The organism is Aeromonas sp. s4 (assembly GCF_040907855.1).
Lineage (GTDB): Bacteria > Pseudomonadota > Gammaproteobacteria > Enterobacterales > Aeromonadaceae > Aeromonas > Aeromonas caviae.
Genome location: NZ_JBFOCP010000040.1, coordinates 17,070 through 33,352, shown reverse-complemented (window position 1 = coordinate 33,352; position 16,283 = coordinate 17,070). Strand labels below are relative to the sequence as shown.

General features: G+C 66.0%; 11 protein-coding genes and 1 pseudogene. 4 read left to right on the top strand and 8 right to left on the bottom strand.

The annotated features are described in order from the left end of the window. The first annotated feature begins 100 nt into the window (after positions 1 to 100). Positions 101 to 502: a hypothetical protein gene (locus AB5Y89_RS13215; protein ID WP_041211001.1), complete on the top strand. Its 402-nt coding sequence runs from the start codon at positions 101 to 103 to the stop codon at positions 500 to 502. Positions 503 to 517: 15 nt separating this feature from the next. Here the strand turns inward: AB5Y89_RS13215 and dmeF are convergent, their stop codons facing one another. After that, positions 518 to 1,459 (bottom strand): CDF family Co(II)/Ni(II) efflux transporter DmeF, encoded by a 942-nt coding sequence (gene dmeF / locus AB5Y89_RS13210; protein WP_103260817.1) that lies wholly within the window; start codon positions 1,457 to 1,459, stop codon positions 518 to 520. A gap of 71 nt (positions 1,460 to 1,530) precedes the next feature. Between dmeF and AB5Y89_RS13205 the strand changes: the two genes are divergently transcribed. After that, a complete protein-coding gene (locus tag AB5Y89_RS13205) occupies positions 1,531 to 1,806 on the top strand; it encodes a metal/formaldehyde-sensitive transcriptional repressor (RefSeq protein WP_052814969.1) in 276 nt (91 codons plus the stop codon). A gap of 28 nt (positions 1,807 to 1,834) precedes the next feature. Here the strand turns inward: AB5Y89_RS13205 and bcsC are convergent, their stop codons facing one another. From bcsC to bcsG, 7 genes and pseudogenes are all read right to left on the bottom strand, one after another. Continuing rightward, entirely contained in the window at positions 1,835 to 5,275 is a 3,441-nt protein-coding gene (gene bcsC, locus AB5Y89_RS13200) for a cellulose synthase complex outer membrane protein BcsC (protein WP_103260818.1), read from the bottom strand. Continuing rightward, positions 5,260 to 6,369, bottom strand: coding sequence for a cellulose synthase complex periplasmic endoglucanase BcsZ (gene bcsZ / locus AB5Y89_RS13195; RefSeq protein ID WP_232092733.1), 1,110 nt, complete (start codon positions 6,367 to 6,369; stop codon positions 5,260 to 5,262). The genes bcsC and bcsZ overlap by 16 nt, the downstream gene beginning before the upstream one ends. Positions 6,370 to 6,372: 3 nt before the next feature. Then, entirely contained in the window at positions 6,373 to 8,598 is a 2,226-nt protein-coding gene (gene bcsB / locus AB5Y89_RS13190) for a cellulose biosynthesis cyclic di-GMP-binding regulatory protein BcsB (RefSeq protein WP_368223958.1), read from the bottom strand. Beyond that, entirely contained in the window at positions 8,595 to 11,162 is a 2,568-nt protein-coding gene (bcsA, locus tag AB5Y89_RS13185; protein ID WP_368223957.1) for a UDP-forming cellulose synthase catalytic subunit, read from the bottom strand. The genes bcsB and bcsA overlap by 4 nt, the downstream gene beginning before the upstream one ends. Then, a complete protein-coding gene (gene bcsQ / locus AB5Y89_RS13180) occupies positions 11,159 to 11,821 on the bottom strand; it encodes a cellulose biosynthesis protein BcsQ (RefSeq protein WP_368223956.1) in 663 nt (220 codons plus the stop codon). Before bcsQ ends, bcsA begins: the two co-directional genes overlap by 4 nt. Further along, a complete protein-coding gene (gene bcsR, locus AB5Y89_RS13175; RefSeq protein ID WP_010672842.1) occupies positions 11,818 to 12,042 on the bottom strand; it encodes a cellulose biosynthesis protein BcsR in 225 nt (74 codons plus the stop codon). Before bcsR ends, bcsQ begins: the two co-directional genes overlap by 4 nt. A gap of 14 nt (positions 12,043 to 12,056) precedes the next feature. Further along, positions 12,057 to 13,703, bottom strand: a pseudogene (bcsG, locus tag AB5Y89_RS13170) (cellulose biosynthesis protein BcsG). Between the two features lie 392 nt (positions 13,704 to 14,095). Here bcsG and AB5Y89_RS13165 point away from each other — a divergent pair. Then, positions 14,096 to 15,292: an amino acid aminotransferase gene (locus AB5Y89_RS13165; RefSeq protein WP_102949194.1), complete on the top strand. Its 1,197-nt coding sequence runs from the start codon at positions 14,096 to 14,098 to the stop codon at positions 15,290 to 15,292. Between the two features lie 58 nt (positions 15,293 to 15,350). After that, positions 15,351 to 16,283, top strand: coding sequence for a LysR family transcriptional regulator (locus AB5Y89_RS13160; protein ID WP_221365844.1), 933 nt, complete (start codon positions 15,351 to 15,353; stop codon positions 16,281 to 16,283).

Below are 16,283 nucleotides of genomic sequence, written 5' to 3'. Positions count from 1 at the left end.
GCGCTCACAGACCTGGCACCGCTTTCGGCCCATACCAGCGAGAAGAGGGGAGCGAGTGACGAAATCAATGTCCAATCAAATGGATAGAGGGGGCTGGGTGATGAAACGGATTGAGGAGCAGGCCAGGCGGCTGGACCAGGAGTATCAGGGCATTGCCCAGTTGTTCGATCAGTTCTGCCAGCAGGCCGGCGTGCTCGCCGAACGCTATCACTTCTTCAACTGGCCGGATTATGAAGAGAGCCCGCCCCTCGCCCGCGCCTTCACCCTGCTGGGGGAACCACGGGAGCTGCGGCTGCGCTGTCAACCCGGCGAGGGGGGTTCCCTGAACGGCCTCCTCCAGGTGTGTGGCGAGGAAGGCAAGGTTCACGCCAGCCTGGGCTTTCATGCCGACGGCCACCTGCTGCTGGAGCCGGGCCGCCTGCTCGACGACCCGCCGGGACTGCTGCTGAGGCTGATGCTGGGCTCCCTCTGGCAGGATCAGGGGAGCGAGCCTCCCCGCTGACACCCGCCAGGGGTGTCAGTCGGCAGACACTTCGATGGTCAGGTGCACCAGCTCCTCGTGGATGGCGAGGCGCTCGCGGATCGCCTGTGCCGGGACCGGGGTCGCCATCTGCAACGACATCGCGGCGGCATACTGCATCTGCCCCACCCGCCAGACGTGCAGATCGCGGATCTCGGCGCCAGGCAGCTCGGCAATCACCTCGCGGATCTCGTCCACCAGGGGCGCATCCATCTCCGCATCCAGCAAGACGCGCCCGGTATCACGCAGCAACCCCCTGGCCCACACCGCCACCAGCACGGCCCCGGCGATGCCCATCAGGGGATCCAGCCAGTCCGCCCCCCACAACATGCCTCCCACCAGCGCCAGAATCGCCAGCACCGAGGTGGCCGCGTCCGCCAGCACGTGGAGGTAGGCGGCGCGCAGGTTGAGATCCTGATGGCCGTGGTGGTGATCGTGCGAGTGGTCGTGATGACCGTGATGGTGGTCGTGACCATGGTGATGGCCGTGATCGTCCCTGAGCAGCCAGGCACAGGCCAGATTCACCAGCAGGCCCAGCAGGGCAATGCCGATCGCCTGCTGATAATGGATGGGGCTGGGGTCCAGCAACCTGGCCACCGACTCGAACAGCATCAACCCCGCCACCCCCACCAGCAGCAGGGCGCTACTGAAGCCCCCCAGCACCTCTATCTTCCAGGTACCGAAGCTGAACCTGTGATCCCGCGCGAAGTGGCGGGCAGCGCGATAGGCCAGCACCGAGAGGCCGAGGGCCAGGGCATGGGAGCTCATGTGCCAACCGTCGGCCAGCAGCGCCATGGAGTTGTAGAACCAGCCGCCACCGATCTCCGCCACCATCATGACGACGGTGAGCAGCACGGCCCAGCGGGTCTTCTGTTCGGCCAGGGGATTCCCTTCGTGGACGACGGGGTGGTGGCAGTGGGATGAGGCGAGGGATGGCATGGATTTCTCCTGAAAACGAGGATGCTATATACTATACCCCAGTATAGTTTTATTGATCGAGAGGATCCTGCATGTCACACACGGTTCACGACAAGAAGAAGTTGCTGGCACGGGTCAGGCGCATCAAGGGGCAGACCGGCGCCCTGGAGAGCGCCCTGGAACAGGAAACAGACTGCGCCGCCATCCTGCAGCAGATCGCCGCCATCCGCGGCGCCGTCAACGGCCTGATGCTGGAGGTGCTGGAGGGGCACATGCGCGAGCATCTTGGCGCCGAGGAGGCGACCCATGCCGAGCGGCTGGACGATCTGGATCAGGTGGTGAGGGTACTGCGTTCCTATCTGAAATAAGGGCGCCCGGTGATGACGGGCGCCTCTGTCAGTCGAAGTCCGCGTAGGGAGTGAGAGGCCTTGGCGGCATGTCGAGATCCCCTTGCCAGGGCTTGAAGGTGTAGCGCAGGAACAGGGTGACATGGCTGGGGGCATAGTCATCCGCCTGCTGGATGTCCACCCGGCCACCGATGCGCCAGTGTTCCGTCAGCCTGTGTTCCACCACGCCATTCAGGGTGTAGCCGAATCCACTGCTACTGCCCCCTTTCACAGGCGCATTTCTGTCTGGCAAACCGGCGGGCAGCAGGCCTTCCAGCGGGTAGCGACGGCTGTCGTCGGTTCGGGCGTAGGACCAGGATCCCGATCCCCCCAGCTCCCATGACCAGTCCGGGGTACGCTGCCGGTAGCTGACCGGCACCGAGAGCGAGAAGTACCCCTGCGGGCTGTAATAACCCCCCTGCCCCAGGGTATAGCCCCCCAGATCCTGCTGGTAGTGCCACAGCATGGTGCTGAGCCCCACGCTGGCACGGCGATGGGTCTCGTTGACCAGCTTGTAGTAGCCGCCTCCCATGAGCCGGGTGCGCCAGTTGTCGGGCACGTTCTTGCCGGTCAGCAGGTGCTGCTGGGCGCTGCCCCAGAACCCGACGGCCCCTCCCAGATCCCGGCTGAGATCGAGGCGCATCCCGTTCGCCCGCACCCCGCCCCAGCTGATGCCCGTGCCCGGATCCACCGTTCCCCCATAGGAGAGCAGCGAGCTGCTGACGGGCCGACGCGAGAGGGTCATCCCCCACCCCAGCGTGTGCCAGTCACCGGTCAAGGTGGCGCCACCAACCCAGTCCACCACCTCGAAACCGAGGGGCGTGGTCCCCAGATCGAACGCCCAGGCCCCCCGCTGCCAGCCTGCCGCCAGGGTGGTCCCCCGGCTCTGCTGGTGCGCGTCCCCGCGACAGTCCCTGGCCACACAGGTACCGAACTGCGCCCGGTAAGGGGAGTCCGGCAGATCTCCGGCATCCATGTCGACCAGTTCAAGGCGGCCGAAGGCGGTACCACCGGCCAGCGGCGTATCCAGTTGCGCCATCTGGGTCAGCGCCCGCAGATCCGAGTAGCCCCCGGTACCGCTGGAGCCCCAGTAATCGCTGTCGAGGGAGAAGGTGGTCTGGCTCTGCCGGTAGTGCCTGTCGAGATCGCTGCGCAGGCCGGATGCCAGCCACCCCTCCCCATCCTGACTGCGTGCCAGCCGGGTCAGCTCGCCCCCCTCCAGATCCTCGCGGGGGGCCAGACCTGCGGCCACCAGCCCCTTGCGATCCCGCACCAGAGCCCCTTCCACATCATGCTCGGCAACGCGCTGGCGGGCGGCATCGCGCCAGAACAGCGCCGTCTGCTGGGAGGCCGGTTGCATCGCCACCAGGGGTTCGTAGTCGGTGAAGATGGCGCGGGCTGTCTCGCCCTCTCCCAGCGCCTGATAGAGATTGGCTACCCGGCGGTAGTAGTTGGCCCCCTCCGGGGGCAGCGGGCTGACCGGCCAGGCGGGCAGCCAGTGACGGGCCTTTGCCAGATCGCCCCTGGCCCTGGCCAGTTCGGCCATGCCGAGCCTGGCCTCGGGCTGTTGCGGCGTGCGGGCAAGCACCTCCTGATAGCGCTGCTCCGCCAGTGCATAGGCCCCCCGATCCGTGGCCCACTCCGCCAGCATCAGGCTCGCCTCTTCATCCGGCTGCAACGGCTGAAGCAGGCGTTCGGCCCCCTCATCATCCCCGGCCTCGTGACTCGCCCTCGCCCTGGCGAGCACCTCGCCGCGGGCGAGGCGCCGATCCAGCGCATCCATGTCCTGTGTCCAGCCGGACCTAGGGATGGCGGCCAGCACCCCTCTCGCCTCCACCGTCTTGTCCTGCCCCGAGAGATAGAGGGCGGTGGCGTAGCGCAGGGTGGCGTCCTGGGGCCGCGCCGCCAGCCGTTCCCGCAAGAGCCGCTCCCCGCTCCCGGCTTCCCCGAGGCGGGCCCGGGTATCGGCCACTCGATAGGCCAGCCACACCTCTTCCGGGGTCAGCGCGAGTGCCTGCTCGCGAAGGCGCAGCGCCGCCGCCACCTTGCCGGCCCGATCGAGCTGATCGGCCTCCTCCTGCAACAGCCCGGCCTTGAGCCGCCGCCCTTCGGCCTGCATCCCGGGGGGGCCCTGCTGCTCCAGCAGGGCCAGGGCCCGCGCCGGATCCTGCTCCTTGTAGAGATCGAACAGGCGGGCCAGTGCCCGCTCCCGCGCGCTCCCCATGGCGAGCGCCTTGCGGTAGGCGGACTCCGCGTCGGCATCGCGATGGCGGCCACGCTCGCTGTCTCCGAGCCCCAGCCAGGCTTCGGGCTCACGCCCATCCTGGGCGATGGCACGGCGATACAGGGTCGCCGCCTCATCCCACTGCTCCCGTTCCAGGGCGCTGCGCCCCTGGCTCACCAGCAGCCAGTAGCGGTTGGTGGCCAGCAGGCTGCGCCATTTGTCCTTGTCGGTCACCTCGGGGTGTGCCAGCACCCATTCAAACTGGGCGATGGCCAGCGCTCGTTGATCGTTGCGGGAGTAGGCCTGCCCGAGGGCCCCCATGAGTTCGGGATCCCCCGGGTTGGCAGCCAGGGCACGCTGCAAGCGGGAGATGGAGGCACCACCTCCCGCCGTGCTTGCGAGCGCCGACTGGCGTGCACGATAGGCGGGCGAGGCCCACTTCTCCTCCTGGGCCGCGAGCAGCTGTTCCGCCTTGGTGGTATCCCCTTCGCCAAAGAGCACCATGTACTCCTGCAAGGCAGCGATGCTCCCGGGACCGATGGGCAGGGATTCGATGTCCGCGAGCCAGATCTCGGCGGCCTCGTCCCGCTGATAGGGATCTCGCGCCATCTCGCGCAACAGGTTCTGCGCCCCCTGGCGCCGACCCTCCGCCAGATAGAGGCGAGCCAGCCCGCCCCGCACTCTGGGCTCACCCGGATATTGCCGGTTGAGTGCCTCCAGGGCCGCCAGCCCCTTCGCCTTCATGGCCGGGATCCGTGTCTGCAACAGGGCATAATCCACCGCCACGTCGAGATTGGGGGGCAAGTCACCTGAGAACAGGGAGCGATAGAGACGCTCGGCCTCCTCCAGCCTGCCGGCGCTGGTCAGCAGCCTGGCTTGTTGCAGTTGCTGGCGCCTGGCCGGTTCGTTCAGGGCCAGATTGGCCATGCCCTGACGATAGAGCGCAGAGTCGGGGTCTTGCTTGCCAAGGCGGGCCAGCAGTGCCCCGGCCTCCTTGACCTTGCCCTGGCGCAGGGCCTGACGGGCCTGGGCTGCCAGCAGCTCCGGATGATCAGGCTCCACCAGGGAGAGGGAATAGAGGCTGTTGCTGACGAGATCTTCCCGCCCACGGGCCTCGCCAATCCTGACCTGCTCCAGCAGCCAGGCCACCGGCTGTACCGTCCCTTGCGCCAGGGCTCCGCTCATCAGGCAGGCGAACAGGCACCCCAGGGTCACTCTGCCTGACATGATTCGCTCCAATCCGGCTGCAGGGTACCGTCGGCGGCAAAGCGATAACGCCCCTGATCCCAGCCTGCGCCGAACAGGGTCAGCACGCTGCCGTAGTAGGCATCCGCATCCAGCCCGTGATCGGAGACCTGCTTGCGCAAGGTGACCTGCGCCGGCAAGCCCCGTGACAGGGGCAGGAGGGCGGCGGCAAAGCCGCTCGGCCCCTTGCCCTGAACCTGACCACTTTGGCTGGAGACCCGCTCGGGAAGATGACCCGATTCGGTCAGCTGCGCCAGCATGGGGGCAAAATGGGCCACCAGGGAAGCCCTGGCGGGATCCTCCTCGCTCAACATGCCGAGCCAGAGATAGACGCGGATGGCGTCATAGCCACCGATGTCGCCCTTGTCCGCCGTCACCTGCCATCCCTTGTCGGCCTGCCAGTCCACCCAGTCCGGGGCAAAGCCACGGGGCGCACTCTCCTGCAACAGCTTGGGCAAGAGGGCCCGCATCTCGCCCCAGGGCCCCTGGAAGGAGGCGAATCTGGCCAGCAGTTGTGGAGGCAGATAGCTGGGATTGAGAGTCCAGCGTCCCTCCCCCTCATAGCCTTTCGCCCCGGGCAGCAACACGGGGCCGAGACCCGGCAGCGTGGCGACCTCTTCCCGGGCGATGCGGCGCAGCAACAGGGTGCCGAGGGCAGAGTAGCTGTGGTTGTCCCACAGGCGACCCGCCTCCAGCAGGCTGTAGGCTATCCAGAGATCCGAATCCGACGCGCTGTTCGCGTCCAGCACGCCCCAGTTGTCGTCCTGCTGCCTGCCCCAGAGCCAGGATGGCAGGAAGCCGGTCAGATCCCCGCGGGCGAGCTGCCGCTCCGTCCAGTCGAGCAGGCGGGCAAAGGTCTCCCTGTCATCGTTGACCAGGGCGAAGAAGAGGGCATAGCTCTGGCCTTCCGAGGTGGTGATGCGGCGCCCGTCGGCAGGGTCGATGACCCTGCCCTCTTCGCTGATGTAGTGCTGGCGAAAGTGATCCCACTCCGGCCAGTGGCAGACGGCCTCCGCCGGGAGGGAACAAAGGGCCCAGAGGAGCAGGGCACCACAGACATTTTTCATCTGAGTCATCTCTTAATCTTCCTTCAGACGGCGGCGGCTGGCACTGGCAAGCAGCACCCGCAGGCCCCAGCCCAGTACCAGCATGCAGAGCAGGGTCAGCCCGGCAAGACGCACCGGATAACGGGCAAACAGTTGCCAGAGACGCTCCCACCACGGCAGGTAGCCCACCTCGTAGCGATCCCCCACCACCAGGCTCTTCACCCCGGATTCCCGGATGATGGCCACCGAGCCTGCCACCTGATCGCGCAGGGTCCGGGTCTGCAGGGCATCATTGAGCAATGTGACCCCCGCCGGTCCATCCGCCAGCAAGGCCACCAGGCTGCGCTGATCATGGGTCGGCGATTGCAGCCCCAGGATGACGGCGATGGCCCGGTTGCCCGTCATGCCCACTCGGGCCTGGGGCTGGCGATCGGCCATGGTGTGCAGCAGATCCCCCTTGTGCTGGCGGGTTGGCTCGTTGACCCAGCTGCGCGTGGATTGCAGCAGGGCGTCGGGAGCCAGATCCCCTCGAAACTCCTCCGGCAGGGTGCCGATGAGCAGGGTATCCCGATCCGCGGTGCGCGCCCGCTCCCAGTCGTCCAGAACCTGCAGGGAGAGCGCCGGATACCCGGTCTCAGCCCCGATGGCACCGACGGCATCGAGCAAGGTGGTGATCTGCCCGGGATGGGGTCTGGCCGGCATGACAATCTGGGTGTCGGCGAGATCCGCCATCCGGCTGAACGGGAAGCCGGCATAGGCGAACGCCTTGAGGTCGGGCATCTCGATGAAGTGGCGATAGCCGGTGAAGTCGATGGTGGAGCCCTCGTCGATGCGCACCTGATGGGCTGGCGGCATCACCAGGTCGCAACGGCCATCCTCCGTTCCTCCCATGTATTGCTGGGCATACTCGAACGAGAAGCTCAGGCTGTTGGCCTGGGTGGTCTTGAGCCCGGGCATGCGCAGCGCCATGGTGTCGCCGTCGTCGGCAAACCAGAGCGGCAGGGTCAGCAACCGCTCACTCTTGATCTCGCCGGGCTCGAGCGTGAACGACTTCATGAGCTGGCCGTTGACCCCCACATCCAGCCGGGAACCGTCGCGCAGGGTGGGCGAGGTGTGGTGATACTTCAGCTCCGTCCTGATGCCGTTCTCCCCCAGCAGATAGAGATCCGGCGGCAGGCGCAGCGTCAGGCTCATGGGCCACAGCGTGCGTCCCGTTGCCTGCAATTGGTCCGGGTACTCCGTGAGCTCATCAAAGCGCATCTTGCGATCCAGTCGCACCCAGTTCGGGGCGTCGTAGGGTTGACGCGGGGAGAGCGGCTTCACCTCGTCCACCATGACGCTCTGGCCACGCAGCATGACATCGCCTCGCGCCAGCCCCTGCACCGCCGTCAGCAGATCCTGCTGATCCCGCCCCAGGATCAGCAGCAGCTTCACATAGGGGTTGTCGGGGGAGCTGATCATGTCGATGGTGGGCCCCTTCACCTCGGGATAGTCCACCAGGAAATCGGGACGCGCGTCATTGGTGGCAAAGATCACGGCGTTGCGATCGGGCAACTGGTTGATGAGCACCGGGAAATGCTGGCCCCGCCACTGGGCCTTGGTGCCGAACCAGGAGGCCAGCACCGCCGCCGCCTGCTGCTGCTCCGGGGGCACTGAGCCCGTGAACACCATGGGCAGAGTCAGCTTGCCATTGTCCCGCACGTCGAGGAACGGCATGGGGAAGAAGGAGAGCTCGTTGCGCACCGGCAGGGTCTGCAACTGCAGGGTCAGCTTGCTGTCCCGGTTGACGTTGAGCCAGAGGGTATCGCTCGCCGGGTTCTCGCACACTTTCCGATAGTGGCCGACGAAGCTCACCTTGAGGCGGTTGAAATCCTTGGCATAGCGGGGATCCAGCTCGATGCTGGCATGGGTCATCGTCCCCATCTGATCCTGGTTGAGGGCCGTCACCCCCATCAGCTCGTCATTGAGATAGACCTTGACCTGGGAGATGAGCGGCAGCAGGGAGGGCGATGGCGTGAAGTTCAGATCCAGGGTGGCCCGGGTCACCACCTCGTCCCGCCGCACGGTGAAGTCGGCCAGTCCGTCTGGCGCATTGCCGCGCAGGGAGAGGGTGCCTGGCGATGATGCCATCTGTTCGAAGCTCATCCCCTGGGTGCGCACCGGAGCGGGAACGGGCGGCAGGGGGCCGACGGCCTCGGCGGCGGTCGCACCCTGCGCCATCAGCAGGAGAGGAATAAGGTAGCGTTGTGGTTTCATCATCCTTTCACTGTCTGTGAGGTCGGAGTCCCGGCCCGGAAATCTGGGGAGACGCGACGGGGAACGAAGGAGAGGAGCCAGCGAGCCAGCTTCTCGAGGAGGATACAAACAAAGCCGATGGGTGAGGTACGGGCCAGACGCCAGTAAGCCCCCCAGCCGAGCAGGGTAATGTCGAGCAGGCTGTGGAGGGGGCGATCCTTGCCCAGACGCTGCTGCCACAGGGACCAAGTATCGGCCCGGGCGAAGGTGCACTGGATGAACTCGGCATGCTGCGCCTGCGCCATGGGTTCCAGCTCCAGTCCCAGCTTGCAGCCGAACACCCGCTGCACCTTGGCGGCGAACGCCTGCTCCCGCTGGTCATGGCGCAGCAGCAACCAGACCCTCTCCTTGTCGGCCAGGGGCAAGGGCGCCTCGAGCAGCACCCCGACCCCCCCGTTGGAGTAATCCCTGACGGTACAGGGGTAGAGGTGACCGTTCGCCAGCCTGATGGCCGCCGGCATCACCATCTCCACCCTGGGGTTGGCACGGACCTGCCGCGACTCGAAGGCCACCGCCAGGGCGCCGCCCAGTATGGTCATGTTGTAGAGGGTCCAGATCATGCTGAGGATCAGGGTCGGCACCTCGTCGGCAGGGCCGGTGCCGATGCGCCAGAGGCCGAACCCCAGCCCGCACAGATTGAGCAGGATCAGCAGCAGATAGGGGCGGGAGACCGACAGATCGAGGAACACCTCCTCCGTCATCCCCCCCTTGGCGGTCACGTTGAACGTCCCCTTGTGGGGTGCAAACAGTGCCACCGTGGTCGGCCTGGCGATGTACCAGGCCAGCACCGTCTCATAGACCTCGCCCCAGAAGGAGTGCCGCACGTTGCCCTGCAACCGGGAGTTGGTCAGGGCGCTGTGGAAGATGTGCGGCAACATGTAGAGGGCGATGGCCGCCGCCGGGGCATAGATGATGTAGGCGTGCAGGATCAGGAAGGCGAGCGGCGCCGTCAGGAAGATGAGCCTCGGTATGCCCGAGAGGAAGTGCAGCATGGCATTGAAGTAGCACAGCCGCTGCCCCAGCTTGAGCCCCTTGCCGAAGAGGGGGTTGTCCAGACGCAGGATCTGCACCATGCCGCGCGCCCACCGGATGCGCTGACCGATGTGGGCAGAGAGGCTTTCGGTGGCCAGCCCCGCCGCCAGCGGGATCCGGATATAGGCCGAGGTGTAGCCGAGGCGGTGCAGCCGCAGGGAGGTGTGGGCATCCTCGGTGACCGTCTCCACCGCGATGCCGCCGATCTCGTCAAGGGCAGTGCGCTTGATGACGGCGCAGGAGCCGCAGAAGAAGCTGGCATCCCACATGTCGTTGCCATCCTGCACCAGGCCGTAGAAGAGAGCCCCCTCGTTCGGCATCTTGCGAAACCGTTGCAGGTTGTGTTCGAACGGATCGGCGGAGAAGAAGTGGTGGGGGGTCTGGACCACGCCCAGACGGGGATCCCGGTAGAACCAGCCCACCGTCATCTGCAGGAAGGAGCGGGTCGGCAGGTGGTCACAGTCGAAGATGGCGACCAGATCCCCGGTGGCCATCTTGAGGGCGTGATTGATGTTGCCCGCCTTGGCGTGCTCATGGGTCGACCGGGCCACATAGCGGATCCCGGCCTCCTCGGCGAAGTCGCGAAACGCTGCCCGCCCCCCGTCGTCAAGCAGCCAGATGGTCAGCTTGTCGGCGGGCCAGTCGAGCCCCATGGCGGCGTAGACAGTCCCCTTCACGATGGCGAGATCCTCGTTGTAGGTGGGGATCATCAGATCCACGCTGGGCCACTGGGCCGGATCCGCCGGCAGTTGTGCCGGAGGGCGGTGCAGGGGCCATGCGGTCTGCCAGTAGCCGAGCAGCAGCACCAGCCAGGCATAGGTCTCGGCGGCCAGCAGCAGCAGGCCGCAGGCCAGGCTGACGGGATCGAACCAGTCGAGGGTCGAGGTGTAGCGCCACCAGATGTAGCGGCAGGAGATGGTGAGGGAGAGCACCATCATCATCAGCATGGGATAACGGCCCGGCACGGCCCGCAGGATGAAGGCCATGGCCGCCAGCAAGAGGACGAACACCAGTTGCGCCTGCAGGGTGAACGGCTGGGTGACGCAGAGCAGGGAGAGGCTCCCGGCCACCACGCAGAGCAGCACGCTCTTCCAGCGCGCCTCGCGGGGCGTTGCCCTGGCGGCGGCCAGCCCTTTCTCCTCCTGGCGGGCCAGGAAGGCCCCGAGAGCCTGAGTGCCCCTATGCCAGATCCGCTGCCAGGAGGCAGGCCAGCGCAGAGGGATGGGCTGTGGGCGACGCACTATCATCCAGAGGCTCTGCAACAGAACGCGCAGGGGATCCCCCACCCGGGGGTGCGTCAGCTGGGGATAGAGCCCCCGGGCATGGCCCAGCACCCATTGCCAGCCATGACGCTCGAGGGGGAAGATAACCCAGGCCAGCAGCCAGCCCAGGGTCAATGCGGCCGCCCCCGGGCGGGAAGCCCCCCGCTCGCGCAGTGCGCGATAGCGCTGCGAGCACCAGAGGCCCGCAGCCGGCGTCAGCAGCCGCACTCTCATCGGGGCGCCTCCCCCTCTGCCAGACACCAGGTCGCCAGGGCGGCCAGCTCGTGGGCAACCAGACTGGTGGGCGCATAGCGGCCGACCGGCAGCTTGGCGGCCATGGCCTCCGCCATGGCTTCGTCCCTGTGCAGATGAAGATTGAGCAGAGGGAGCCCCCCTGCCAGCCAGAGATCCAGCAGCCCCTGCTGCAGGGCCCGCTGGCTGGAGAACTGGGTCACCAGCAGACGCTCATCGGCCGCCCAGGGGTGGCGGTGAAGCCGCACATGGCAGTTGGCATCCGCATTGACCACCAGCAAGCGCCTGCAGGGAATGACGGGGGCCATGCCCAGGGGCAGATCCAGCAGCACCAGATCATAGCCATCGATTCCCGCCAGCCACTCGGCCGACGTCCCCTCCCCTCCGCCATGGGAGAGCAGATCCAGTCCCTCCTCCCGGCGGTGAAGCGCACCGCGCCACTCCCGCGCCGGCTGGGTCAGCCGGCTCCAGCCTCCCGGATCGTCATGGGGCAGGCCAAGGTGGATGCCAAGCTGGTTGTCCGGGCAGAGATCCACCGCCAGCACCTTTGCCCCCTGCTCATGGGCAGCCTGGGCCAGTCCGGCCACGATGGCGGTGGTCCCCACACCTCCCCGGATCCCCTGCAGGGCGATCACCTTCATGCAGACCTCCCCTCGCCAGTCCCCTCGGGCCCTTTCACTGCCACCTCCGCCAGCAGGGGGAAGCGTGCGCACAAGGCGGCGAGCCGCTCCCTGGCGGCAATATCCTGGTAGGAGAGGCTGACACCAAAGGCCTGCTGGACCATGGCCACGTCATTGATCACCGTGCCCTCCACTGGGACCCCGAAGGGGGTCTGCATGTCTGATTGCCGTTCGCTGCGCATCGTCACTTCCGGTCTCATTGGGGATAGGGGACCCAGTCCCCCTGCCCCAGCTTGATGTGGTACTTGCCCTGATATTCGATCACCACCGAGCCCTGGTTCTCGGACACCGGCGGGGTCTGCGGCAGGTCGCCCAGCAGGGCATCCCAATCGATGGTCTCGCTCCCGAACACATCCTTCCCCACCAGCCTGGAGACCAGTTCTGATACCGCCAGGAAGCTGCTGGGGGTGTCCACGTTGCGGGTCGCTTCATGGGGCGCCTTGGTACCGAGCAGGGCAATCCCCACCGGCACCTGGGTGATGCTCGGGCTGGGAATGTCCCGCAGCCCGGCCATCTGCATCTTGTCGCCGGTGAGAGCGGCGCCGTGCTCAGGCACCATCACCACGGCCACCTTGCGGCCGGATTGCTCCAGCGTCGTCATGAAGTCGTCCAGCTGATCCAGCAGGGTCTTGAGCCTCTCCTTGTAGGGCGCTATCTGGCGGCTCGCCACATAGCGGTTGCCATCGTGCAGGGCGATGAGGTTGAAGAAGGTGACGTTGCGTGCCGCCTGACTCTGTGTCCGCTCGTTCAGCCAGCGGCCGAACAGGGCATCCCCGCGATAGATGGGTTCGCCATCGAAGGAGGCGAGATCATGGGCCAGCACCTTCTTGTCCATGGGGGTCACATCCAGCCCGGCATACTGCTGCAGGCCGGTCAGGTAGTTGCCAAAATCCCCCGAGTGATCCATGGCCACCTGTTTGGCAAAGCCGAGCTGGGCCAGATTCTCGAACAGCAGACACTGCTTCGGCGCCGTCACATAGAGCCCCTGGTGGCTGGTCTGCCCGCAACTGGCCCGCAGCAGGCGAATGGAGCTCGGGCCGCTTTAGGAAGTGGCGGAGTTGAAGCGGTTGAAGCGAATGTCGAAGTGGGACCAGACCGGATGCCCGGTCAGGCCGCTCGCCTCCACGTCATGCCAGGCCAGGGAGCAGACATTGATGATGAGCACATCGAAGGGGGTCGCCTGGGCTGGCAGGCTCTCCGGGAAGTGCACCAGTCTCTCCTGCTCCTCCCGATAGAAGTCATCGAGATAGGCGTTGAGGTTCTCGTTGGTCGGCGGGGCACTCTGGTCAAGCTGCTCCTCCATGGGCAGCACTGAAGAGCGGGTCTCCTCCCGGGACGTGTTCAGGGCGTGCTCGCTCGCCCCCTTGCTGCTCGCGAAGGGATTGCTCACCTGGGGCGAGACCCAGAGCCAGAGCAGCGCCAGCAGGATCCAGGGGGTGAAGCGCAGCCACTGGGCGATGAAGAGGTAGAGGGTCAGCATCACGAAGCCGATACCCACCATCTCCCAGTTGATGAAGCGCCCGAGCAGCTCCAGCCAGTAGTCCAGGGTGAAGGAGAAGACCTGGCTGCCCTGGGCACGAATGCTCTCTATCCCCGGCAACCAGGTATCGTGATAGAAGATCCCCGCCCCCACCGGCAACGCCAGCCAGTGCCGCGCACGGCGCCACCCGGCCCTTGGCAGGGGAAAGATCAGGAAGGCGGCAAACACCAGGTTGATCAGGGGGTGGAAGTTGAGATATCCCCCCCAGAGCAGGGCGAACTTGGCAAGAAAATAGACATTCCAGCCACCCAGGCCGTGCCAGTCCAGCCAGGGAGAATCGGCATCAGAAACGTGTCGGGTCATCGGCGATGAGTCACCTGTTATCGTGGGCCCCCCGAAGGGGCCGGGCACACTGCAATGGTTGTCAAAATAATAGCCTGACTATTATGCAACTATTAATTTGTCTCAGGTGGCGCTGAACCTGACTTCCCCGGATGGGTGTAAGGGGAGTGAGAGGGGCCGTATGTATCCATATATTATCCAAACGATCCCGATAAGGCAGCCTTCTCTGACAAAATGGGGGGAACGTGCAGACGGGATGCAGGATCCTGACAAGGGCCCCGCGCTTACCACTGCGACAGACTTTGTCAGCCCTGTCGCCATCTCGAACAACTTGAGGCCACCTCTGGATTGCGCCATCATATCGGCCCGGCTGATGGCCGGCCGAATTGGACAGTCAACTTCAAGGACCCCCCATGTTTGAACACGTCGATGCCTATGCTGGCGACCCCATACTGACGCTAGTCGAGACCTTCCATAAAGATACCCGCGAGCAGAAGGTGAACCTGGGGATTGGCCTCTATTACGACGAGCAGGGCCGCATTCCGCTGCTGCCGTCGGTGCAGCAGGCCGAAGCGCAGCGCGCCGCCGCCCCGGCCCCGCGCCCCTACCAGCCGATGGAAGGCGCCGCCAACTACCGCACCGCGGTGCAGCACCTGCTGTTTGGCGCCGAGCATGAAGCGGTCAAGGCGGGTCGCATCGCCACCATCCAGACCATCGGCGGCTCCGGCGCCCTGAAGATCGGTGCCGATCTGCTCAAGCGCTACTTCCCGACCTCCGAGGTGTGGGTCAGCAATCCCACCTGGGACAACCACAAGGCGATGTTCGAGGGGGCCGGCATCAAGGTGCACGACTACCCCTATTACGATGCGGCCACCGGCGGCGTGCAGTTCGACGCCATGATCGACTGCCTGAGCAGCCTGCCTGCGAAAAGCATCGTGCTGCTGCACCCCTGCTGCCACAACCCGACCGGGGTGGATCTCTCCCGTGCCCAGTGGGACCAGGTGATCGCCCTGGTGGTCGAGAAGAACCTGATCCCCTTCATGGACATCGCCTATCAGGGCTTCGGTGACGGGCTGGAAGAGGATGCCTATGCCATCCGCGCCATGGTGGCCGCCGGTGTCAGCTTCTTCGTCAGCAACTCCTTCTCCAAGAACCTCTCCTTCTACGGCGAGCGCTGCGGCGGCCTGTCGGTCATCTGCCAGGATGCCGAAGAGGCGAGCCGGGTGCTCGGCCAGATGAAGGCCACCGTGCGCCGCAACTACTCCAGCCCCCCCACCCACGGCGGTCAGATCACCGCGGCTGTGATGAGCCAGCCCGAACTGCACGCCATGTGGGTCGGTGAGGTGACCGAGATGCGCACCCGCATCAAGGCCATGCGCCAGAAGCTGTTCGAGGTGCTGAGTGCCAAGGTGCCGGGCCGCGACTTCAGTTACTTCATCAACCAGCGCGGCATGTTCAGCTACACCGGCTTCACGCCGGAGCAGGTGGACCGCCTTCGGGAAGAGTTCGCCGTCTACCTGGTGCGCTCCGGTCGCATGTGCGTGGCGGGCCTCAACAGCCGCAACGTCGACTACGTGGCCGACGCCATGGCCGCCGTGCTCAAGGGCTAAGCCCGCAAGCCCCGCTCAGGCGGGGCTTTTCATTTGTCCCCTTGCCCGTGGAACCGTGATGGATCTCATTGCCCTCTCCCGCCTCGGCGGTCGCCACCTGGTGACCCTGCATCTGCTGCTCGACACCCGCAGTGTCACCCGCAGCGCCGAGCGCCTCTGCACCACCCCCTCCACTGTCAGCAAGACCCTCAACCAGTTGCGCGAACTGCTGGGGGATCAACTGCTCTACCGCCAGGGCAACCAGTTGCTGCTGACCCCGTTTGCCGAACGCCTCGGCCCGACGCTGCGCCGCCTGCTGGGGGAGCTCAACGGCCTCACCAGCCAGGAAGGATTTGCCCCTGCCAACTGGCAGGGGGAGCTGAACCTGGCGATGCGGGAGAGCAGCATGATCTGGCCCATGGGGGCCGTACTGGGTCAGTTGATGCAGGAGGTGCCGGGGCTGATGCCCGTCGTGCGTAACAAGGACGAGCAGGGACTGGCTGCTCTGGCGGCGGGCAAGCTCGACTTCGTGATCCTGCCCCACGATCAGAGCCAGCCCGGGGTCAATCAGTCCGGCCTCGTCTGGGAAACCTTGCGGGAGGACGAGCTGGTCTGCCTGATGCGCGCGGAACATCCGGCGTTGATGTGCCCCTGGGATCTCGATGCCTACCTGAGCTGGCGCCACATCGCCATTCGCGATCAGGAGCTGGCCGATCCCTTCTTCGAGCAGAGTCTGGCCCAGCGCCAGGTACGGCGCAGACTGGGGGCCACCCTGCCGGATTTTGGCAGCGCCGCCGCCCTGCTGCGCCAGAGCGATCTCATTCTCACGGCCGTGAAGGGCTGGGCTACCCGGGCTTGTACCCAGGGGCTGGTGAGCCGCCCCGTTCCCTTCGATTACGGCGCCGTGACCCACAGCCTGGTGTGGTATGGCCCCCTGGGGGAAGATCCCGCCCTGCGCTGGTTCCGTCAGCGCATCATGCAACTGGCCCGGGAGCTGGACGCCCCACAATGA

Excerpts from the sequence above, each read along its gene's own strand:
- AB5Y89_RS13215 (WP_041211001.1), top strand. The coding sequence starts at position 101 with ATGAAACGGATTGAGGAGCAGGCCAGGCGGCTGGACCAGGAGTATCAG.
- dmeF (WP_103260817.1), bottom strand. The coding sequence starts at position 1,459 with ATGCCATCCCTCGCCTCATCCCACTGCCACCACCCCGTCGTCCACGAA.
- AB5Y89_RS13205 (WP_052814969.1), top strand. The coding sequence starts at position 1,531 with ATGTCACACACGGTTCACGACAAGAAGAAGTTGCTGGCACGGGTCAGG.
- bcsC (WP_103260818.1), bottom strand. The coding sequence starts at position 5,275 with ATGTCAGGCAGAGTGACCCTGGGGTGCCTGTTCGCCTGCCTGATGAGC.
- bcsZ (WP_232092733.1), bottom strand. The coding sequence starts at position 6,369 with ATGACTCAGATGAAAAATGTCTGTGGTGCCCTGCTCCTCTGGGCCCTT.
- bcsB (WP_368223958.1), bottom strand. The coding sequence starts at position 8,598 with ATGATGAAACCACAACGCTACCTTATTCCTCTCCTGCTGATGGCGCAG.
- bcsA (WP_368223957.1), bottom strand. The coding sequence starts at position 11,162 with ATGAGAGTGCGGCTGCTGACGCCGGCTGCGGGCCTCTGGTGCTCGCAG.
- bcsQ (WP_368223956.1), bottom strand. The coding sequence starts at position 11,821 with ATGAAGGTGATCGCCCTGCAGGGGATCCGGGGAGGTGTGGGGACCACC.
- bcsR (WP_010672842.1), bottom strand. The coding sequence starts at position 12,042 with ATGCGCAGCGAACGGCAATCAGACATGCAGACCCCCTTCGGGGTCCCA.
- AB5Y89_RS13165 (WP_102949194.1), top strand. The coding sequence starts at position 14,096 with ATGTTTGAACACGTCGATGCCTATGCTGGCGACCCCATACTGACGCTA.
- AB5Y89_RS13160 (WP_221365844.1), top strand. The coding sequence starts at position 15,351 with ATGGATCTCATTGCCCTCTCCCGCCTCGGCGGTCGCCACCTGGTGACC.